Annotated in this window: 19 protein-coding genes and 1 pseudogene; 9 read left to right on the forward strand and 11 right to left on the reverse strand. The window is 64.1% G+C overall.

The window, feature by feature from the left end; genetic code table 11:
* Positions 1-193 precede the first annotated feature (193 nt).
* Positions 194-1,450 carry an NADP-dependent isocitrate dehydrogenase gene (gene icd / locus ACZ9C1_RS02585; protein WP_102682649.1) on the forward strand — a complete coding sequence of 419 codons (1,257 nt, stop codon included), beginning with the start codon at positions 194-196 and terminating at the stop codon, positions 1,448-1,450.
* A gap of 77 nt (positions 1,451-1,527) precedes the next feature.
* On the opposite strand, the gene cspD is transcribed toward icd, so the two are convergent.
* Positions 1,528-1,782 (reverse strand): cold shock domain-containing protein CspD, encoded by a 255-nt coding sequence (cspD, locus tag ACZ9C1_RS02590; RefSeq protein WP_102682648.1) that lies wholly within the window; start codon positions 1,780-1,782, stop codon positions 1,528-1,530.
* Between the two features lie 231 nt (positions 1,783-2,013).
* Between cspD and clpS the strand changes: the two genes are divergently transcribed.
* Both clpS and clpA read left to right on the forward strand, forming a co-directional pair.
* Positions 2,014-2,388: an ATP-dependent Clp protease adapter ClpS gene (gene clpS, locus ACZ9C1_RS02595; RefSeq protein ID WP_023630410.1), complete on the forward strand. Its 375-nt coding sequence runs from the start codon at positions 2,014-2,016 to the stop codon at positions 2,386-2,388.
* A gap of 30 nt (positions 2,389-2,418) precedes the next feature.
* Positions 2,419-4,689, forward strand: coding sequence for an ATP-dependent Clp protease ATP-binding subunit ClpA (clpA, locus tag ACZ9C1_RS02600; protein ID WP_038705843.1), 2,271 nt, complete (start codon positions 2,419-2,421; stop codon positions 4,687-4,689).
* Positions 4,690-4,833: 144 nt separating this feature from the next.
* Here the strand turns inward: clpA and infA are convergent, their stop codons facing one another.
* From infA to aat, 3 genes are all read right to left on the reverse strand, one after another.
* Positions 4,834-5,052 carry a translation initiation factor IF-1 gene (gene infA / locus ACZ9C1_RS02605; RefSeq protein ID WP_002553999.1) on the reverse strand — a complete coding sequence of 73 codons (219 nt, stop codon included), beginning with the start codon at positions 5,050-5,052 and terminating at the stop codon, positions 4,834-4,836.
* Between the two features lie 103 nt (positions 5,053-5,155).
* Positions 5,156-5,863 (reverse strand): arginyltransferase, encoded by a 708-nt coding sequence (locus tag ACZ9C1_RS02610; RefSeq protein WP_102682647.1) that lies wholly within the window; start codon positions 5,861-5,863, stop codon positions 5,156-5,158.
* A gap of 57 nt (positions 5,864-5,920) precedes the next feature.
* The gene (gene aat, locus ACZ9C1_RS02615; RefSeq protein ID WP_102682646.1) at positions 5,921-6,601 is read right to left on the reverse strand and encodes a leucyl/phenylalanyl-tRNA--protein transferase; all 681 of its coding nucleotides are present in this window, start codon (positions 6,599-6,601) and stop codon (positions 5,921-5,923) included.
* A gap of 379 nt (positions 6,602-6,980) precedes the next feature.
* Between aat and ACZ9C1_RS02620 the strand changes: the two genes are divergently transcribed.
* The 6 genes and pseudogenes from ACZ9C1_RS02620 to cysG all read left to right on the forward strand — a co-directional run bounded on the left by ACZ9C1_RS02620 (position 6,981) and on the right by cysG (position 14,557).
* Positions 6,981-9,458, forward strand: a complete 2,478-nt coding sequence (locus ACZ9C1_RS02620) for a DNA translocase FtsK (protein ID WP_139671871.1) — start codon at positions 6,981-6,983, stop codon at positions 9,456-9,458.
* Positions 9,459-9,520: 62 nt separating this feature from the next.
* On the forward strand, positions 9,521-10,144 hold the full coding sequence (lolA, locus tag ACZ9C1_RS02625; protein ID WP_102682644.1) for an outer membrane lipoprotein periplasmic chaperone LolA: 624 nt from the start codon (positions 9,521-9,523) through the stop codon (positions 10,142-10,144).
* Positions 10,145-10,156: 12 nt separating this feature from the next.
* Positions 10,157-11,483, forward strand: a pseudogene (locus tag ACZ9C1_RS02630) (replication-associated recombination protein A).
* Positions 11,480-11,854 carry a fluoride efflux transporter CrcB gene (gene crcB, locus ACZ9C1_RS02635; protein WP_102682642.1) on the forward strand — a complete coding sequence of 125 codons (375 nt, stop codon included), beginning with the start codon at positions 11,480-11,482 and terminating at the stop codon, positions 11,852-11,854. Before ACZ9C1_RS02630 ends, crcB begins: the two are co-directional and overlap by 4 nt.
* Before the next feature lie 30 nt (positions 11,855-11,884).
* Entirely contained in the window at positions 11,885-13,165 is a 1,281-nt protein-coding gene (gene serS, locus ACZ9C1_RS02640) for a serine--tRNA ligase (protein ID WP_476253510.1), read from the forward strand.
* On the forward strand, positions 13,166-14,557 hold the full coding sequence (gene cysG / locus ACZ9C1_RS02645; protein ID WP_102682640.1) for a siroheme synthase CysG: 1,392 nt from the start codon (positions 13,166-13,168) through the stop codon (positions 14,555-14,557).
* Between the two features lie 131 nt (positions 14,558-14,688).
* Here cysG and ACZ9C1_RS02650 read toward each other — a convergent pair whose 3' ends face one another.
* From ACZ9C1_RS02650 to ACZ9C1_RS02680, 7 genes are all read right to left on the reverse strand, one after another.
* Entirely contained in the window at positions 14,689-15,648 is a 960-nt protein-coding gene (locus tag ACZ9C1_RS02650) for a glutathione S-transferase family protein (protein WP_277503444.1), read from the reverse strand.
* Between the two features lie 97 nt (positions 15,649-15,745).
* Complete coding sequence (locus ACZ9C1_RS02655; RefSeq protein ID WP_476253511.1) at positions 15,746-16,762, reverse strand: glycosyl transferase family protein; 1,017 nt, start codon at positions 16,760-16,762, stop codon at positions 15,746-15,748.
* On the reverse strand, positions 16,759-17,094 hold the full coding sequence (locus tag ACZ9C1_RS02660; RefSeq protein WP_476253512.1) for a TusE/DsrC/DsvC family sulfur relay protein: 336 nt from the start codon (positions 17,092-17,094) through the stop codon (positions 16,759-16,761). The genes ACZ9C1_RS02655 and ACZ9C1_RS02660 overlap by 4 nt, the downstream gene beginning before the upstream one ends.
* Positions 17,091-17,387: a sulfurtransferase complex subunit TusB gene (gene tusB, locus ACZ9C1_RS02665; RefSeq protein WP_476253513.1), complete on the reverse strand. Its 297-nt coding sequence runs from the start codon at positions 17,385-17,387 to the stop codon at positions 17,091-17,093. Before tusB ends, ACZ9C1_RS02660 begins: the two co-directional genes overlap by 4 nt.
* Positions 17,387-17,746, reverse strand: a complete 360-nt coding sequence (tusC, locus tag ACZ9C1_RS02670; protein ID WP_476253514.1) for a sulfurtransferase complex subunit TusC — start codon at positions 17,744-17,746, stop codon at positions 17,387-17,389. The genes tusB and tusC overlap by 1 nt, the downstream gene beginning before the upstream one ends.
* A gap of 1 nt (position 17,747) precedes the next feature.
* Positions 17,748-18,140 (reverse strand): sulfurtransferase complex subunit TusD, encoded by a 393-nt coding sequence (gene tusD / locus ACZ9C1_RS02675; RefSeq protein WP_028692375.1) that lies wholly within the window; start codon positions 18,138-18,140, stop codon positions 17,748-17,750.
* A gap of 85 nt (positions 18,141-18,225) precedes the next feature.
* Positions 18,226-19,605, reverse strand: coding sequence for a nucleobase:cation symporter-2 family protein (locus ACZ9C1_RS02680; RefSeq protein ID WP_110698403.1), 1,380 nt, complete (start codon positions 19,603-19,605; stop codon positions 18,226-18,228).
* Positions 19,606-19,660 lie beyond the last annotated feature (55 nt).

Raw genomic sequence — 19,660 nt, forward strand, 5'->3', positions numbered from 1 at the left:
TAATCAGCAAGGCGAAGTGGTATCAGCGCATTTATAAGACCAAAGACGTAGGGGCAATGTGGCGTGTTGCCGCAGGCATTTGCCAGCTGTTTGCCGGTGTTGGCGGGCTCCTGCCTTGCAGGTCGGCGGATGTGGTTTAGGCTCAGTGGATCGCACGATTTCCAATCACCCAGGAAAAGCGGAGTAGTGCAGCATGGGATACCAGAAAATCAAGGTTCCGACCGATGGTGCCAAGATCACCGTCAATGCAGACCATTCGCTCAATGTTCCCGACAACCCCATCATTCCCTACATCGAAGGCGACGGCATCGGCGTGGACGTCTCGCCGGTGATGATCAAGGTGGTGGATGCCGCTGTGGAGAAGGCCTATGGCGGCAAGCGCAAGATCGCCTGGATGGAGGTGTACGCTGGCGAGAAGGCCACCCAGGTCTATGACCAGGACACCTGGCTGCCCCAGGAAACCCTGGATGCGGTGAAAGACTATGTGGTGTCGATCAAGGGGCCGCTGACCACGCCGGTCGGTGGCGGCATCCGTTCGCTCAACGTGGCGTTGCGCCAGCAACTCGACCTGTATGTGTGCCTGCGTCCGGTGGTGTGGTTCCAGGGCGTGCCGAGCCCGGTGAAAAAGCCAGGCGACGTCGACATGGTGATCTTCCGCGAGAACTCCGAGGACATCTATGCCGGCATCGAGTGGAAGGCCGGCTCGCCCGAGGCGAACAAAGTGATCAAGTTTCTCAAGGAGGAGATGGGCGTCACCAAGATCCGCTTCGACCAGGACTGCGGCATCGGCGTCAAGCCGGTATCGAAGGAAGGCACCAAGCGCCTGGTGCGCAAGGCCCTGCAATATGTCGTGGATAACGACCGCAAGTCGCTGACCCTGGTGCACAAGGGCAACATCATGAAGTTCACCGAAGGTGCCTTCAAGGACTGGGGCTATGAGGTGGCCCGCGACGAGTTCGGCGCCGAACTGCTCGATGGCGGTCCGTGGATGAAGTTCAAGAACCCGCGCACCGGCCGCGAGGTGATCGTCAAGGATGCCATCGCCGACGCCATGCTCCAGCAGATCCTGCTGCGCCCGGCTGAGTACGATGTAATCGCCACGCTCAACCTCAATGGTGACTACCTGTCCGACGCCCTGGCGGCGGAGGTGGGCGGTATCGGCATCGCGCCGGGGGCCAACCTGTCGGACACCGTGGCCATGTTCGAGGCCACTCACGGTACCGCGCCGAAGTACGCAGGCAAGGATCAGGTCAACCCAGGGTCGGTGATCCTGTCGGCCGAGATGATGCTGCGGCACATGGGCTGGACCGAGGCGGCGGACCTGATCATCAAGGGCACCAATGGCGCCATTGCGGCCAAGACCGTGACCTACGACTTCGAGCGCCTGATGGATGGCGCGACCCTGGTCGGCAGCTCGGGCTTTGGCGAGGCGTTGATCAAGCACATGTAAGCGTGGCAAAAAAACCGGTCGCCTCTTTAATTAAAGGAGCGACCGGTTTTTTCGTTTACCGGCAGACAGGCCAGAGGTCAGGCTTCGACGGTGCTGCCTGGGTTCGTGGCGCTGGCCTGGACGTTGCTGGTGGCGCTTCTGATGTCGGTCGCATGCAGCCCTTTGGGGCCCTGGATGATCTCGAAGTTCACGGTTTGGCCGGCTTTCAGCGTCTTGTAACCGTCCATCTGGATCGCTGAATAGTGGGCGAACAGATCATCGGTCTTACCGTCCTCGTTGATGAATCCGTAGCCCTTGGCATTGTTGAACCACTTGACTTTACCGCTTGCCATCCCTATGTCCCTCTGCAAAGGACTCCATCACTGGAGTATCATCCACTTCATCCGCATACGAACCTTGCGAGAAAATCTGGTTGACTGCGCGGATCTTTATCGACCACGGTGGGTTCTTATTGGTTGTAACACCGTTTTGCCGATAGTCAAGGTCAGCCGGCGCCCGCGCCGGGAGGGGCCTGCGCAGTCAACCCACAACCTTAACCTGTCGATCATGATGAAATTCTTTCCATGCATGTACTCAGTGAGATTCGACTAACATTCAATCAGGATCGCCCGCAGTCACATGAGGACGGGCATGAGGACGATGGCGCGGGCCTTGCCGTCCAGGAGGCCAAGCCGATCCTGCAGGCGCCACCGATGTACAAGGTGGTTTTGTTCAACGATGACTACACGCCAATGGATTTCGTCGTCGAAGTGCTCGAGACGTTCTTCAATCTGAACCGCGAGCTGGCGACCAAGATCATGCTGACCGTCCATACCGAAGGGCGGGCAGTGTGCGGATTGTTTACCCGTGACATCGCCGAGACAAAGGCCATGCAGGTCAACCAATACGCCAGGGAAAGCCAGCATCCGCTACTCTGTGAAATCGAGAAGGACGGTTAATCGCCGACCACTTGGGTATGAGGTGAAGCTATGTTAAACCGCGAGCTCGAAGTCACCCTCAATCTGGCCTTCAAGGAGGCCCGTTCGAAACGTCATGAGTTCATGACCGTCGAACACCTGCTGCTGGCACTCCTTGACAATGAGGCTGCCGCGACCGTTCTGCGCGCCTGTGGCGCCAATCTCGACAAGCTCAAGCACGACCTGCAGGAGTTCATCGATTCCACCACCCCGCTGATCCCCGTGCATGACGAGGACCGCGAGACGCAACCGACGCTGGGCTTCCAGCGCGTGCTGCAGCGTGCCGTGTTCCACGTGCAGAGCTCCGGCAAGCGCGAAGTGACCGGCGCCAACGTGCTGGTGGCGATCTTCAGCGAACAGGAAAGCCAGGCGGTGTTCCTGCTCAAGCAGCAGAGCGTGGCGCGTATCGACGTCGTCAACTACATCGCCCATGGCATCAGCAAGGTGCCGGGCCATGGTCCGAACACCGACAGCGACCAGGACATGCAGGATGAGGAGGGCGGCGAGGCTTCCTCTTCCAGCAACCCGCTGGACGCCTACGCCAGCAACCTCAACGAACTGGCCCGTGCCGGTCGTATCGATCCGCTGGTTGGCCGGGAGCAGGAGGTCGAGCGCGTCGCACAGATCCTTGCCCGTCGGCGCAAGAACAACCCGTTGCTGGTCGGCGAGGCCGGCGTGGGCAAGACTGCCATCGCCGAAGGCCTGGCCAAGCGCATCGTCGATGGTCAGGTGCCCGACCTGCTGGCACAGAGCGTGGTCTATTCCCTGGACCTCGGCGCGCTGCTGGCCGGCACCAAGTACCGTGGCGACTTCGAGAAGCGCTTCAAGGCGCTGCTCGGCGAGCTGCGCAAACGCCCGCAGGCGATCCTGTTCATCGACGAGATTCACACCATCATCGGCGCCGGCGCGGCTTCGGGTGGCGTGATGGATGCGTCCAACCTGCTCAAGCCGCTGTTGTCGTCTGGTGAGATCCGCTGCATCGGCTCAACCACGTTCCAGGAGTTCCGCGGCATCTTCGAGAAGGATCGTGCGCTGGCGCGTCGCTTCCAGAAGGTCGATGTCACCGAACCGTCGGTGGAAGACACCGTGGGCATCCTGCGTGGCCTGAAAGGGCGCTTTGAAAGCCACCACAACATCGAGTACAGCGACGAGGCCCTGCGCGCCGCCGCCGAACTGGCGTCGCGCTACATCAATGACCGGCACATGCCGGACAAGGCCATCGACGTGATCGACGAGGCCGGCGCCTACCAGCGCCTGCAGCCTGAAGCCAATCGCGTCAAGCGTATCGACGTGCCGCAGGTCGAGGATATCGTCGCCAAGATCGCGCGGATCCCGCCGAAGCACGTCACCAGTTCCGACAAGGAGCTGCTGCGCAACCTCGAGCGTGACCTGAAGCTGACCGTGTTCGGCCAGGATGCGGCGATCGACTCGCTGGCCACCGCCATCAAGCTGTCCCGTGCCGGCCTCAAGGCGCCGGACAAGCCGGTGGGCTCGTTCCTGTTCGCCGGCCCCACCGGCGTGGGCAAGACCGAGGCGGCTCGCCAGCTGGCCAAGGCCTTGGGTGTCGAGTTGGTGCGCTTCGACATGTCCGAGTACATGGAGCGGCACACCGTGTCGCGGTTGATCGGTGCGCCGCCCGGCTACGTTGGGTTCGACCAGGGTGGCCTGCTGACCGAGGCCATCACCAAGCAGCCGCACTGCGTGTTGTTGCTCGATGAAATCGAGAAGGCTCACCCGGAAGTCTTCAACCTGCTGTTGCAGGTTATGGACCACGGTACCCTGACCGACAACAACGGGCGCAAGGCGGATTTTCGCAACGTGATCCTGATCATGACCACCAACGCTGGTGCAGAAACCGCCGCGCGCGCCTCGATCGGCTTCACCCACCAGGACCACTCCTCCGACGCCATGGAGGTCATCCGCAAGAGCTTCACGCCGGAGTTCCGCAACCGCCTGGACACCATCATCCAGTTCGGCCGCCTGTCCCACGAGACGATCAAGAGCATTGTCGACAAGTTCCTTATCGAACTGCAGGCGCAGCTGGAAGACAAGCGTGTGCTGCTGGAGGTCACCGACGCCGCGCGCGGCTGGCTGGCGGCCTCGGGCTACGACGTGCAGATGGGTGCGCGGCCAATGGCGCGGCTGATCCAGGACAAGATCAAGCGGCCGTTGGCCGAAGAGATCCTGTTCGGTGAGCTGGCCGAGCATGGCGGTGTGGTGCACATCGACCTGCGTGATGATGAGCTGGTGTTCGATTACGAGACCACGGCTGAGGTTGCGTAAGGCTGGGGCCGCTTTGCGGCCCATCGTGGCTAAAGCCGCTCCTACAGGGATACGTGGTGCCTGTAGGAGCGGCTTTAGCCGCGATGCGTTTCACCAGGCACAAAAAAGCCCGGCACAATGGCCGGGCTTTTTCATGGCTTGAGCTTAGCGCGCACGGTAGGTGATGCGGCCCTTGCTCAGGTCGTACGGCGTCAGTTCGACGCGGACCTTGTCGCCAGTGAGAATACGGATGTAGTTCTTGCGCATCTTGCCAGAGATGTGCGCGGTAACGACGTGCCCGTTTTCCAACTCCACGCGGAACATGGTGTTGGGCAGGGTGTCGACGACAGTGCCTTCCATTTCGAAGCTGTCTTCTTTCGACATGCAGTAAAGCCCTCGGTATCCAGTGATGGCCCGACGCGCAACTGCACCGGGCAAAAAAGTGGCGTGGATTATGCCCGAAAATTGTGTTTCAAGCCAATGCCTTTCAGTTGAGGGTGACCCAGCGCTGGTTGATCAGCAATTCGATGGGGCGGTACTGGGTCTTGTAGTTCATCTTCTTGCAGTTCTTGATCCAGTAGCCGAGGTAAACGGCCTCGAGGTTCTGGCGCAAGGCTTCGGTGATCTGCCAGAGGATCGCGTAGCGGCCAAGGCTGCGGCGCTCTTCCTCGGGCTCGTAGAAGGTGTAGACGGCCGACAGGCCGTTGGGCAGCAGGTCGCACACCGCCACGGCCAGCAGCCGGCCTTCCAGGCGGAACTCGTAGAACCAGCAGAACGGCAGGTCGCGCACCAGGAAGGTGGAGAACTGGTCGCGGCTTGGCGGGTACATGTCGCCGTCGGCGTGACGCTGTTCGATATAGCGCCGGTACAGGTCGAAGTACTCTTCCTTGTACGCCGGGCGGGCGGCGCTGACGGTCAAGTCGGCGTTGCGCTTGAGGATGCGCCGCTGCTGGCGGTTGGGAATGAACCGCGCGGCGGGGATGCGCGCCGGCACGCAGGCGTTGCACTGCTGGCAATGCGGGCGATAGAGGTGGTCACCGCTGCGACGAAAGCCCATTTCCGACAGGTCGGCGTAGACGTGCACATCCATCGGCTGGCTGGGGTCGAGAAACAGTGTGGTCGCCTGCTCATCCGGCAGGTAGCTGCAGGAGTGGGGTTGAGTGGCATAGAACTTCAACCGCGCCAGCTCTGTCATGATCAACCCCTTAGGTGAGACGTTGTATCTAAGTGTAAGCCAGCTCCGGGAACTCGCCTAGGCAACCCAGCTGGCCGCACTGGGCTGGTCCAGATGGCGCGCCAGGTAATCGGCGAAGCTGGCCCGGCTGATGGCGCGGGCACCCAGGCTGTGCAGATGGTCGGTCGGCATCTGGCAGTCGATCAGCACGAAGCCTGCCTGCTTCAGGTGCTCGACCAGTGTCACGAATCCCACCTTGGAGGCATTGTCGGCGCGGCTGAACATCGATTCGCCAAAGAACAGCTGGCCCATGGCCAGGCCATACAGGCCGCCGACCAGTTCACCCTCCCGGCGTACCTCGACCGAATGGGCGATGCCGCGCCGATGCAGCTCGCAGTAGGCGGCGCGCATGGTGTCGGTGATCCAGGTGCCATCGGCGTAATCCCGGGGCGCGGCGCAGGCGGCAATCACCGCCGCGAAGTCGCTGTCGAAGCTCACCTGGTAGCGGCCTTGGCGGATCAGCTTGGCCAGCGAGCGCGAGACATGCAGTTCGTCCGGAAGCAGAACGGTGCGCGGGTCGGGCGACCACCAGAGGATCGGCTGGCCGTCCTGATACCAGGGGAAGCAGCCGTGGCGGTAGGCTGCGACCAGGCGATCCGGGGTCAGGTCGCCGCCGGCGGCAAGCAGGCCGTTGGGGTCGTGCAGGGCCTTTTCCAGAGGCGGGAAGGTCAGTGAGTCGCGGGTCAGCCAGGTGAGCATGGTGTTCTTGGGCGGCGGGGGAGGGGAGAGCTCCCAGCATGGCGTGGCTAGTGGATGAGGTCAACGACCGTCATCTCGGGGCATGCCCAGCGACGGGGCTGCCCAGGCAAAATCGACTGCCGATAGTTCACGCATTCACACCGCCATCGGCACCATCTGGCACATTTGCTGTCACACCTGTGCAAAAACACGGCATAAGCCTTTGTCACAAAAGAAAATGCATGCTCAAATTGCATCCATATGAAAGTCGCCCCGTTCACGCGCCATACAGCGTGCCGCCATGGCGGCGGGTGGGCAGTAATGTTAAAAGTAGTGGTTCATTGGCCGGTGACCGGCCAATCACTACTGGACGCGCAGCACGCGCAGGAATAGACGCGTTTTGAAGAAATCCACCGCAACTCCAGCCCCCTTGCCAGTGCCCCTATGGCGGCAGCAGCTGCACTACCGCCTGAAGGAAGGTGCGCTGATTGCCGTTGGCGCCCTGTGCCTGTACCTGTGGATGGCACTGGTCACCTACGACACCGCTGACCCGGGCTTCAGCCACACCAGCAACGCCGAGCAGGTACAGAACGCCGCTGGCCGTGCCGGGGCCTATTTCGCCGACATCCTGTTCATGGTGCTCGGCTACTTCGCCTACATCTTCCCGCTGCTGCTGGCAATCAAGACCTGGCAGATCTTCCGCGAGCGGCATCAGCCCTGGCAGTGGAGCGGCTGGCTGTTCTCCTGGCGTCTGATCGGCCTGGTGTTCCTGGTGCTGTCGGGCGCGGCGCTGGCGCATATCCACTTCCATCCCTCGGCGAACATCCCGTTCTCCGCCGGCGGCGCACTGGGCGAAAGCCTGGGCGATCTGGCGCGCAACCTGCTGAACGTGCAGGGCAGCACGCTGATGTTCATTGCCCTGTTCCTGTTCGGCCTGACGGTGTTCACCGACCTGTCCTGGTTCAAGGTGATGGACCTGACGGGCAAGATCACCCTCGACCTGTTCGAACTGGTGCAAGGCGCAGCCAGCCGCTGGTGGGAGGCGCGCAACGAGCGCAAGCGCCTGGAAGCCCAGCTGCGTGAAGTCGACGACCCGGTCTTTGACCTGGGCGGCAAAGGCGACAGGCGCGAGCCGGCCAAGGCGCAGCTGCGCGAGCGCGCCGAGCCTGTGATGACGCGCGACGAGCCGCCGGCCCGCCCAGTGGTGCCGCGCGAAGTGGCCGTGGCCCGCGAATCGGTCGTGCCGCGCGAAACCGTGGTAGCTCGCACCCAGCCCGCGGCCCCGGTGATCATCCCGCCGACCGCGGACAAGGCGCCGGAACCGAGCAAGCGGGTCATGAAGGAAAAACAGGCGCCGCTGTTCATCGACAGCGCGGTGGAAGGTACATTGCCGTCCATTTCCATCCTCGACCCGGCCGAGCAGAAGAAGATCGAGTACTCGCCTGAGTCCCTGGCCGGTGTCGGTCAGTTGCTGGAGATCAAGCTCAAGGAATTCGGCGTGGAAGTCGCGGTGGACTCGATCCATCCGGGGCCGGTGATCACCCGTTACGAAATCCAGCCGGCCGCAGGCGTGAAGGTCAGCCGCATCGCCAACCTGGCCAAGGACCTGGCGCGTTCGCTGGCGGTGACCAGCGTGCGCGTGGTCGAAGTGATACCCGGCAAGACCACCGTGGGCATCGAGATCCCCAACGAGAACCGCCAGATGGTGCGCTTCTCCGAGGTGTTGTCGTCGCCGCAGTTCGACGAGAACAAGTCGCCGGTCACCCTGGCCCTGGGCCATGACATCGGCGGCAAGCCGGTGATCACCGACCTGGCCAAGATGCCCCACCTGCTGGTGGCCGGTACCACCGGCTCCGGTAAGTCGGTGGGTGTGAACGCGATGATCCTGTCGATCCTGTTCAAGTCCGGCCCGGAAGACGCGCGGCTGATCATGATCGACCCGAAGATGCTCGAACTGTCGATCTACGAAGGCATCCCGCACCTGCTGTGCCCGGTGGTCACCGACATGAAGGATGCCGCCAACGCCCTGCGCTGGAGCGTCGCCGAAATGGAGCGGCGCTACAAGCTGATGGCGGCCATGGGCGTGCGCAACCTGGCGGGCTTCAACCGCAAGATCAAGGATGCCCAGGAAGCTGGCGAAGTCATCCACGACCCGCTGTACCGTCGCGAGAGCATGGACGACGAGCCGCCGACGCTGAAGACCCTGCCGACCATCGTGGTGGTGGTCGACGAATTCGCCGACATGATGATGATCGTCGGCAAGAAGGTCGAAGAGCTGATCGCCCGTATCGCCCAAAAAGCCCGTGCCGCCGGCATCCATCTGATCCTCGCCACCCAGCGCCCATCGGTGGACGTGATCACCGGCCTGATCAAGGCCAACATCCCCACGCGCATGGCGTTCCAGGTGTCGAGCAAGATCGACTCGCGGACCATCATCGATCAGGGCGGCGCCGAACAGCTGCTGGGCCACGGTGACATGCTCTACATGCCGCCGGGCACCAGCCTGCCGATCCGCGTGCATGGCGCCTTCGTCTCCGACGACGAAGTGCACCGCACCGTCGAAGCGTGGAAGCTGCGTGGCGCGCCGGACTACAACGACGACATCCTCAATGGTGTCGAAGAGGCCGGCAGCGGCTTCGACGGCGGTGGTGGTGGCGGCGATGGCGAAGACTCGGAAAGCGATGCCCTGTACGACGAAGCGGTGCAGTTCGTGCTGGAAAGCCGCCGGGCATCGATCTCGGCGGTGCAGCGCAAGCTCAAGATCGGCTACAACCGCGCCGCGCGCATGATCGAGGCGATGGAGATGGCCGGTGTGGTTACCCCCATGAACAGCAACGGCTCGCGGGAAGTGATTGCTCCGGGCGGCCCACGCGATTGATGAACAACCTGTCGGACGCCATAGACGGCGCCCGGCCCCTTCACTGTGCAATGAGGATTTCCATGCGCGCGATTCGCATGCTGTTGGTTTCTGCCCTGGCCACGGCCAGCCTGTCGGCCCACGCCGGCGAACAGGACGTCCAGCGCCTGACGCAATTGCTGGAGAAGTCGCAGACCATCGAGGCCAATTTCTCCCAGTTGACCCTGGATGCTGGTGGCACCAGTCTGCAGGAGACCAGCGGCAAGATGACCGTCAAGCGTCCGGGCCTGTTCTACTGGCATACCGACGCGCCCCAGGAGCAAGTGGTGGTGTCCGACGGCAAGAACGTCACCCTGTGGGACCCGGACCTGGAGCAGGCCACCGTCAAGAAGCTCGACGTGCGCCTGAACCAGACGCCGGCGCTGCTGCTGTCCGGTGACGTCTCGAAGATCAGCCAGAGCTTCGACATCACCTCCAAGGAGCAGGGCGAGGTCATGGACTTCACCTTGAAACCCAAGACCAAGGACACCCTGTTCGACTCGCTGCGCGTGTCGTTCCGCCGGGGGTTGATCAATGACATGCAGCTGATCGACAGCGTCGGCCAGCGCACCAACATCCTGTTCAATGGCGTCAAGGCCAACCAGGCGGTGCCGGACAGCAAGTTCAAGTTCGACATCCCCAAAGGCGCGGACGTCATCAAGGAGTAAGCGGAGCCTGTGATGGACCTGTTTCGAAGCGAACCCGTCGCCCAGCCCCTGGCCGCCCGCCTGCGCCCGTCGAACCTGGACGAGTATGTCGGCCAGGAGCACCTGCTGGCGCGCGGCAAGCCGCTGCGCGAGGCGCTGGAGCAGGGTGCGCTGCACTCGATGATCTTCTGGGGGCCCGCCCGGGGTGGGCAAGACCACCCTGGCGCGGCTGCTGGCGCAGTTTTGCGACGCCCACTTCGAAACGGTCTCGGCGGTGCTGGCCGGGGTCAAGGAGATCCGCCAAGCCGTCGAGGTGGCCAAGCAGCAGGCCGGCCAGTATGGTCGGCGCACCATCCTGTTCGTTGATGAAGTGCATCGTTTCAACAAGTCGCAACAGGACGCTTTCCTGCCCTACGTGGAAGACGGCACGCTGATCTTCATCGGCGCGACTACCGAGAACCCGTCCTTCGAACTGAACAACGCGCTGCTGTCGCGGGCGCGGGTCTATGTACTCAAGAGCCTGGACGAGGCCGCGCTGCGCAAACTGGTCGATCGCGCCCTGAGCGAGGAACGCGGCCTGGGCAAGCGCAACCTGCGGGTGGGTGACGAAGCCTTCAAGATGCTCATGGCCGCCGCCGACGGCGATGGCCGGCGCATGCTCAACTTCCTCGAGAACGCCTCGGACCTGGCTGAAGATGGCGGCGAGATCGGCGTCGAGCTGCTGCAGAGCCTGCTCGGTGACAGCCGCCGCCGCTTCGACAAGGGTGGCGAGGCGTTCTATGACCAGATCTCGGCGCTGCACAAGTCGGTGCGCGGCTCCAACCCGGACGGTGCGCTGTACTGGTATGCACGTATGCTCGACGGTGGCTGCGACCCGTTGTACATCGCCCGGCGGGTGGTGCGCATGGCCAGCGAGGACATCGGCAACGCCGACCCCCGCGCCCTGAGCCTGTGCCTGGCAGCCTGGGACGTGCAGGAGCGCCTGGGCAGCCCAGAAGGCGAGCTGGCGGTGGCCCAGGCCATCACCTACATCGCCTGCGCGCCAAAAAGCAACGCGGTGTACATGGGCTTCAAGGCGGCGATGCGCGAGGCGGCCGAGCACGGCTCGCTGGAAGTGCCGCTGCACCTGCGCAACGCGCCGACTAAACTGATGAAGCAACTGGGCTATGGCGATGAGTACCGCTATGCCCACGACGAGCCGGACGCCTATGCCGCCGGTGAGGACTATTTCCCCGAGCAGCTCGAACCGCGCCAGTACTATCAGCCAGTGCCCCGGGGCCTGGAACTGAAGATCGGCGAGAAGCTCAAGCACCTGGCCGAACTCGATCGCGCCAGCCCGCGCCAGCGGAGAAAACCGTGATTGCACTGATTGCCGCAGTCAGCGCCGGCGGCATCGCCGGCACGCTGTTGCGCTTCGCCACCGCCAACTGGGTCGCGGCCCACTGGCCACGGCACTTCTATGCCGGTACGCTGGCGGTCAATCTGGTCGGCTGCCTGCTGATCGGCCTGTTGTACGGGCTGTTCCTGCACAAGCCGCTGGTGCCGGTCGAGCTGCGCGCCGGGCTGATCGTCGGCTTTCTCGGCGGCCTGACCACCTTTTCCTCCTTCTCGCTCGATACCGTGCGCCTGATGGAAAGCGGGCAGGTCCCGCTGGCCTTGGGCTATACCATTATCAGCGTGGTGGGCGGCCTGCTCGCGACCTGGGCCGGCCTGTCCCTGACCCGATTCTGAACCAACACCTACTTATAACGAGAGAACGATATGCTCGATTCCAAACTGTTACGCGGCCAACTTCAGGAAGTGGCTGACCGCCTGGCCTCCCGTGGCTTCAGCCTGGATGTCGCGCGCATCGAATCGCTGGAAGAGCGCCGCAAGGCGGTGCAGACCCGCACCGAGCAACTGCAGGCTGAGCGTAACGCCCGCTCCAAGTCCATCGGCCAGGCCAAGGCCAAGGGTGAGGACATCGCCCCGCTGATGGCCGACGTCGAGCGCATGGCCAACGAGCTGGCCGCCGGCAAGACCGAGCTGGACGGCATCCAGGCGGAACTGGACGGCATCCTGCTAACCATCCCCAACCTGCCCGACGCCAGCGTGCCGGTCGGCGCCAGCGAAGACGACAACGTCGAAGTGCGCCGCTGGGGAACGCCGAAGGCCTTCGACTTCGAGATCAAGGACCACGTCGCCCTGGGCGAGGTCAGCGGTGGCCTGGACTTCGAGGCCGCGGCCAAGCTGTCCGGCGCCCGCTTTGCCGTGCTGCGTGGCCCGGTGGCCCGCCTGCACCGCGCCCTGGCGCAGTTCATGATCAACCTGCACACCGGCGAGCACGGCTACGAGGAGCACTACACCCCGTACCTGGTGCAGGCCCCGGCCCTTCAGGGCACCGGCCAGCTGCCGAAGTTCGAGGAAGACCTGTTCAAGATCACCCGCGAAGGCGAGGCCGATTTCTACCTGATCCCGACCGCCGAAGTGTCGCTGACCAACCTGGTGGCGGGTGAAATCCTCGACGCCAAGCAGCTGCCGCTGAAGCTGGTCGCCCACACCCCGTGCTTCCGCAGCGAGGCCGGCGCCTCGGGCCGTGATACCCGCGGCATGATCCGCCAGCACCAGTTCGACAAGGTCGAGATGGTCCAGGTAGTCGAACCCGCGAAATCCATGGAAGCCCTGGAAGGCCTGACCGCCAACGCCGAGCGCGTGCTCCAGTTGCTTGAACTGCCGTACCGCGTACTGGCGCTGTGCACCGGCGACATGGGCTTCGGCGCGGTGAAGACCTACGACCTGGAAGTCTGGGTGCCAAGCCAGAACAAGTACCGCGAAATCAGCTCCTGCTCCAACTGCGGTGACTTCCAGGCACGTCGCATGCAAGCCCGCTGGCGCAACCCGGAAACCGGCAAGCCGGAGCTGGTGCACACCCTCAACGGGTCGGGCCTGGCCGTTGGCCGTACCTTGGTCGCCGTGCTGGAGAACTACCAGCAGGCTGACGGTTCGATCCGTGTGCCTGAAGTGCTCAAGCCGTACATGGGTGGCGTCGAGGTCATTCGCTGAATGGACTACCTGCCGCTGTTCCACAAGCTGCAGGGTGGCCGTGTGCTGGTCGTCGGCGGCGGCGAGATCGCCTTGCGCAAGGCGCGCCTGCTGGCCGACGCCGGCGCCGCGCTGCGGGTGGTGGCGCCTGAGGTCGACGGCCAGCTCGCCACGCTGGCCCGTGAGGGCGGGGGCGAGGTCCTGGTGCGTGGCTACCAGGCCTCGGACCTGGACGGCTGCCGGCTGGTGATCGCGGCGACCGACGACTCGGCGCTAAATGCCCAGGTCTCGACCGAGGCCCAGGCGCGCAGCCTGCCGGTCAACGTGGTGGACGCCCCGGCCCTGTGCACGGTGATCTTCCCGGCCATCGTCGACCGTTCACCACTGGTGGTGGCGGTTTCCAGCGGTGGCGACGCCCCGGTGCTGGCGCGGCTGATCCGCGCCAAGCTGGAAGCCTGGATTCCATCCGCCTATGGCGAACTCGCCGGCCTGGCCGCGCGTTTCCGTGAGCGGGTCAAGGCCTTGTATCCGGACGTCAACCAGCGTCGCGGCTTCTGGGAAACCGTGTTCCAGGGCCCGATCGCCGAGCGTCAGCTGGCCGGGCAGGGCGCCGAGGCCGAGCGTCTGTTGCAGGCGATGGTCGACGGCGCGCCGGTGCAGCAGGGCGGCGAGGTGTACCTGGTGGGCGCGGGGCCGGGCGATCCGGACCTGCTGACCTTCCGCGCCCTGCGCCTGATGCAGCAAGCCGATGTGGTGCTTTACGACCGTCTGGTGGCCCCGGCCATCATCGAGATGTGCCGGCGTGACGCCGAACGCATCTATGTCGGCAAGCGCCGCGCCGATCATGCCGTGCCGCAGGATAAGATCAACCGCCTGCTGGTCGACCTGGCTCGCCAGGGCAAGCGCGTGCTACGGCTCAAAGGTGGCGATCCGTTCATCTTTGGCCGGGGAGGCGAGGAGATCGAAGAGCTGGCCGACGAGGGTATTCCGTTCCAGGTGGTACCGGGCATCACGGCAGCCAGTGGTTGTTCGGCCTATGGCGGGATTCCGCTGACCCACCGGGACTATGCCCAGTCGGTGCGCTTCGTTACTGGCCACCTGAAGGATGGCACCAGCAACCTGCCCTGGAATGACCTGGTGGCTCCGGCCCAGACCCTGGTGTTCTATATGGGTCTGGTCGGCTTGCCGACCATCTGCGCCGAGTTGATCCGCCATGGCCGTGCGGCGAGTACGCCGGCCGCGCTGGTGCAGCAGGGGACCACTCGCAACCAGCGGGTGTTCACCGGCACCCTGGCCGACCTGCCGGCGCTGGTGGCACGCCACGAAGTGCATGCGCCGACCCTGGTGATCGTCGGGGAAGTGGTGCAGTTGCGCGAGAAACTGGCGTGGTTCGAAGGCTCGCAAGACGTCTGAAATGACTGGGGCCGCCTTGCGGCCCATCGCCACGATAAGCCGGCTCGCATAGGATCATACAAGCCCCTGTGGGAGCCGGCTTGCCGTGGCGACGAACCGCGGCGATGGGCTGCAAAGCAGCCCCAGCTTTATCAAGCCTTCCAGATCCCTTTTCCCATTAACCGCTCCCGATCATGCGGCAAGCCGAAATCCTGCAGCGGCCCCTTGGGCACGATCCCGTTCGGGTTGATGGTCTTGTGGCTCATGTAATAGTGCTTCTGGATGTGCTCCATGTTCACTGTGTCCGCCACGCCCGGCCATTGATACAGCTCACGCAGCCAGTTGGACAGGTTCGGGTAGTCGCTCAAGCGGCGCAGGTTGCACTTGAAGTGCCCATGGTACACCGCGTCGAAACGCACCAGCGTGGTGAACAGACGCACATCGGCTTCGGTCAGGTACTCACCGGCCAGGTAACGCTGGCGGCCCAGTAGCGCCTCTAAGCGGTCCAGTTCGTTGAAGACATCGTCGAAGGCGGCCTCGTAAGCCTCTTGCGCGGTGGCAAAGCCTGCGCGGTACACGCCGTTGTTCACGGCCGGGTAGATACGTTCGTTGAGCGCATCGATGGTCGCGCGCAGCGGCTCGGGGTACAGGTCCAGGGTGTTGTCGGTCAGTTCGTTGAACGCGCTGTTGAAGATGCGGATGATCTCGGCCGACTCATTGTTGACGATGCGCTTCTCCTGCTTGTCCCACAGCACCGGCACGGTTACGCGCCCGGTGTAGTGCGGATCGTCCTGGGTGTAGCGTTGGTGCAGGTACTGCAATGCGTCCAGATGATCGCCGCTCGAACCCTGCTGCTGGTCGAAGGTCCAGCCGTGCTCGCCCATCAGCCAGCTGACCACGGAGACGTCGATCAGTGGTTCCAGGCCCTTGATGGCGCGGAAGATCAGGGTGCGATGCGCCCAGGGGCAGGCCAGCGACACATACAGATGATAGCGGTCGGCCTCGGCGGCGGGCAGTTGATTGCGGCGCTGGGCGTTCTCGCGCTTGAATGCGCCATCCTGGCTGGTCTGGTACCACTGGTCATGCCAATGGCCATCGATCAAAAGGCCCATTGCAAAGCTCCTCGGAACAAAGTCGTTTGTCGTTGGAGCTCAGTCTAGTGAAAAGCGTTCGAATAAATAGCGCAAAGACCGCGTCGTATCTATCGGCTTAATCGATGCTTCTACGGTTGGCCCAGTAGTCGCGAGCGCAGCTGAACGCCTGCTCGCGGCCCTGGCCCAGCCCGCGCAGGGCGAGGGCCATAGTGGCGACCACGGCCAGCTCGCCATAGCTGTCCTGTGCCTCGCCACGCCATACCGCCAGCAGGTGCTCGGGCTGCAGGCTGGCTGGCTTCACATGGCGCTGAGGGCTGAGGGCCGGCCACTCCTCGTCCCAGGCCTCGCCGGACGAAGTGCCATACAGGTGGCTGATGACATCCGGGTTGACCTCGATCTCGCCACCGTCGCCCTTGATCACCACGGCGTGGTCGCCGAGCAGGCGGCTGGCCTCGCGGTGCACCGCCTGGTAGCCAGGGTGGAAGATGCTCTGCAGGCCGCAGCGGGCGCCGAGAGGGTTGAGCACCCGGGCGAGGGAGTGGATGGGCGAGCGCAGGCCCAGGGTGTTGCGCAGGTCGATCATGCGTTGAAGCTGCGGCGCCCAGTCCTGCAGCGGGAAGAAGGCCAGCCGATGGCTGGACAGGGCTTGCTCCACGGCCGTCCAGTTGCGACACAGCGGAATGCCCAGCAGGTCGAGCAGTTGCTCGGTGTACAGCCTGCCCGCCGTATGGGCACCGCCGCCGTGCATCAAGATACGCACGCCGTTGCCCGCCAGGCACGTGGCCGCCAGCAGGTACCACGGCAGGTGGCGCTTCTTGCCGGCGTAGCTGGGCCAGTCGAGGTCGACGGCGATGCGGGGGGCGTGCAGGTGGGTACGCAGGGCCTCGGTGAAGCCGGCCAGCTCCTCGGCGCTTTCTTCCTTGTGCCGCAGCAGCATCAGGAAGGCGCCCAGCTGGGTGTCCTCGACCTTGCCCTCGAGCAGCAGGGTCATCGCGGCGCGGGCTTCCTCGCGGGTCAGGCCGCGGGCGCCACGCTTGCCCTTGCCGAGGATGCGCACGAACTCGGCGAACGGGTGTTCGGCCGGGGTTTGCAGGGTTAGTGGGCGTGCTTCGTTCAGCAGGGACTCGGTCATATGCAATTGGTCGGCTTGGGCAGGCCCGCCAGTTTGGCGGCGAGTTTGGCGGGGGTGCCGTTGAACAGGCGATTGAGGTGCGGGCTGTTGCCTTTCTCGGCACCGAGCTTGAGCGCGGTGTACTTGATCAGCGGGCGCGTGGCCGGCGACAGCTGGTACTCCTGGTAGAACTGACGCAGCAATTCGAGGATTTCCCAGTGGTCCGCACTCAGGATGATGCTCTCGCGGGCGGCGAGGGCTTCGGCAACTTCGCGGGACCAGTCCTGCAGCTCGACCAGAAAGCCGTCCTTGTCCAGGGCGATGCTGCGCTCGCCGACAGTCAGGGTACTCATAGCCAGCTGTTGACCTTGTCGTGGTGCAGGGTGAGCTCGACGAACGCAGGGTAGTCCACTGCCTTGGCCAATTGGCTGTCGAGGGCGCGGGCCTGCAGGTCTTCGGCGAGGGCGAACAGGCGCTCGCCGAGATTGGCGGCCTGCAGGGCAGCGAAGGGCTCGGTGCCGGCCTTGAGCGCGTAGGTGGCGTCACCGCACAGCAGCAATGCGTCTTGTGGGCCCAGCAGGCGCAGGCAACTGGCCAGGCGCTCGTCACCGAAGGGCGAATGGGCGATTACATGAAGGGTCGTCATCAGAGCGTCACTACCTGGTCGAAACGGGCAATCAGCGCGGTCAGCGCGGCGTCATCGAGCACTTCCACCGGCAGTGACAGGGCGTCGTTGTCCAGCCCTCGGCGGGCGAGGCTGTGACCACAGGCGAAAAGCTCCTCGACACCGAACATCGGCAGGGCCTGGAGGTTGGCGGCCAGGTTCTTCTGTTGCACGGCGTCTGGCTGCTGTGCGGCGGCGAGCTGGAACACACCGTCATCGAGGAACAGCATGCCCATCGGCAAATCGAAGGCGCCACCGGCCAGGGCGATGTCCAGCGCCTCGCGAGCGGACGGGCCGCTCCATGGCGCCTGGCGGCTGATGATCAGCAAGGACTTGGCCATTTCAATCACCCCCGAAGCAGACCAGGCGGTCGGCAAGTTGCGCGGCTTCGTGCAGCTGGCCCAGGCCGGACAGCTCCCACGGCATCGGCAGGTTCACCGCCGGGCGCTGGTAGCGATTGGCCTCGGTGTCGTCGAGCACACCCCGGCGCAGGGCGGCGGCAATGCACACCACGGCGTCGAGCCGGTGATCGCTGACGAAAGCGCGCCACTGCGCGGCCACGTCCAGCTCATCCTGGGGCGTGACGATATTGGCCGAGGCGCTGTGTACCCCGTCCTGGTAGAAGAACAGCCGGGCAATTTCATGCCCGCCGGCCAGCACCGCCTCGGCAAAGCGCAAGGCGCGGCGGGAGGAGGGCGCATGGGCCGGGGAAAAGACCGCAATGGCGAATTTCATGTAAGGCTCGAGCAAATGAATGCGGCCATGATAAAGCAAAAATCCCGTGCGGGTGGGCACGGGCTTCTGCTCTGGCTGGCGGGGCTCAGGCCTGGTCTTTGCTTTCTGGCAGGAACCAGTTGAGCACCAGGGCACAGATGCCGCCGGTGGCAACCCCCGACTCCAGTACGTTGCGCAGCGCCGACGGCATATGCGCGAGGAACTCCGGCACCTGGGCCACGCCCAGGCCCAGCGACAGCGACACGGCGATGATCAGCAGGGCGCGGCGGTCGAGGCGGGTGCTGGCGAGGATATTGATACCCGAGGCCGCGACGGCGCCGAACATCACCATGGCCGCGCCGCCAAGCACCGGCTCCGGCACTGCCTGAATCACCCCGGCAACCGACGGGAACAGGCCCAGCAGGACCAGCATGGCGGCGATCCAGATACCGATATGGCGGCTGGCGATGCCGGTCAGCTGAATCACGCCGTTGTTCTGGGCGAAGATCGAGCTGGGGAAGGTGTTGAACAGCCCGGCCAGCAGCGAGTTGGCGCCGTTGACCAGCACCCCACCCTTGATCCGCTGCATCCACACCGGGCCTTCGACCGGCTGGCGTGAAACCTTGCTGGTCGCAGTCACGTCACCGATGGCCTCCAGCGAGGTGACCAGGTAGATCACCAGCATCGGGATGAACAGCGACCAGGAGAAGCCCAGGCCGAAGTGCAACGGCGTCGGCACCTGGAACAGTGCGGCCTGGTGCATGCCAGTGAAGTCCAGGCGGCCCAGGTAGCCGGCCAGGGCGTAGCCCACAGCCAGGGCGATGACGATGGCGCAGCTGCGCATCCATACCACCGGGACACGGTTGAGGATGACGATGATCGCCAGCACCACGCCCGACAGCAGCAGGTTCTCGCCATCGGCGAAGGTGCCGTTGGCCATGGCGCCGAAGCCGCCGCCCATGCTGATCAGGCCGACCTTGATCAAGGTCAGGCCGATCATCAGCACGACGATGCCGGTCACCAGCGGGGTGATCAGGCGCTTGACGAAGGGCAGGATGCGCGACACGCCCATTTCCACGAACGAACCGGCGATGACCACGCCGAAGATCGCCGCCATCACGCCTTCAACTGGCGTGCCCTGCTTGACCATCAGCGCGCCGCCGGCGATGAGCGGGCCAACGAAGTTGAAGCTGGTGCCCTGCACGATCAGCAGCCCGGCGCCGAACGGCCCAAAGCGCTTGCACTGGACAAAGGTGGCGATGCCCGAGATCACCAGCGACATCGACACGATCAGGTTGGTATCACGCGCCGACACGCCCAGCGCCTGGCAGATCAGCAAACCCGGCGTGACGATCGGCACGATGATCGCCAGCAAGTGCTGCAGTGCCGCCAGCAGGCCGATCAGCAGGCGAGGCTTGTCCTCGAGGCCAAGGACCAGTTCATTGGCAGGCGCCGCCGCGCCTGGGCCGTGTTCGTGTGAACTCATGGGAAAATGCCGCCCCGGAAGAAAAAAGGAGCGCATTCTACGGGCAGAACGGCCA

The sequence above is a fragment of the Pseudomonas sp. TE21435 genome, assembly GCF_056279265.1.

Bases quoted from the DNA above. Each gene is read 5' to 3' on its own strand.
- tusD (WP_028692375.1), bottom strand. From the start codon at position 18,140: ATGAAATTCGCCATTGCGGTCTTTTCCCCGGCCCATGCGCCCTCCTCC.
- cspD (WP_102682648.1), bottom strand. From the start codon at position 1,782: ATGGCAAGCGGTAAAGTCAAGTGGTTCAACAATGCCAAGGGCTACGGA.
- ACZ9C1_RS02610 (WP_102682647.1), bottom strand. From the start codon at position 5,863: ATGACAGAGCTGGCGCGGTTGAAGTTCTATGCCACTCAACCCCACTCC.
- ACZ9C1_RS02660 (WP_476253512.1), bottom strand. From the start codon at position 17,094: ATGAGTACCCTGACTGTCGGCGAGCGCAGCATCGCCCTGGACAAGGAC.
- serS (WP_476253510.1), top strand. From the start codon at position 11,885: ATGCTCGATTCCAAACTGTTACGCGGCCAACTTCAGGAAGTGGCTGAC.
- ACZ9C1_RS02680 (WP_110698403.1), bottom strand. From the start codon at position 19,605: ATGAGTTCACACGAACACGGCCCAGGCGCGGCGGCGCCTGCCAATGAA.
- ACZ9C1_RS02655 (WP_476253511.1), bottom strand. From the start codon at position 16,762: ATGACCGAGTCCCTGCTGAACGAAGCACGCCCACTAACCCTGCAAACC.
- infA (WP_002553999.1), bottom strand. From the start codon at position 5,052: ATGTCGAAAGAAGACAGCTTCGAAATGGAAGGCACTGTCGTCGACACC.
- tusB (WP_476253513.1), bottom strand. From the start codon at position 17,387: ATGACGACCCTTCATGTAATCGCCCATTCGCCCTTCGGTGACGAGCGC.
- ACZ9C1_RS02650 (WP_277503444.1), bottom strand. From the start codon at position 15,648: ATGGGCCTTTTGATCGATGGCCATTGGCATGACCAGTGGTACCAGACC.
- aat (WP_102682646.1), bottom strand. From the start codon at position 6,601: ATGCTCACCTGGCTGACCCGCGACTCACTGACCTTCCCGCCTCTGGAA.
- tusC (WP_476253514.1), bottom strand. From the start codon at position 17,746: ATGGCCAAGTCCTTGCTGATCATCAGCCGCCAGGCGCCATGGAGCGGC.
- icd (WP_102682649.1), top strand. From the start codon at position 194: ATGGGATACCAGAAAATCAAGGTTCCGACCGATGGTGCCAAGATCACC.
- clpS (WP_023630410.1), top strand. From the start codon at position 2,014: ATGCATGTACTCAGTGAGATTCGACTAACATTCAATCAGGATCGCCCG.
- lolA (WP_102682644.1), top strand. From the start codon at position 9,521: ATGCGCGCGATTCGCATGCTGTTGGTTTCTGCCCTGGCCACGGCCAGC.
- clpA (WP_038705843.1), top strand. From the start codon at position 2,419: ATGTTAAACCGCGAGCTCGAAGTCACCCTCAATCTGGCCTTCAAGGAG.
- cysG (WP_102682640.1), top strand. From the start codon at position 13,166: ATGGACTACCTGCCGCTGTTCCACAAGCTGCAGGGTGGCCGTGTGCTG.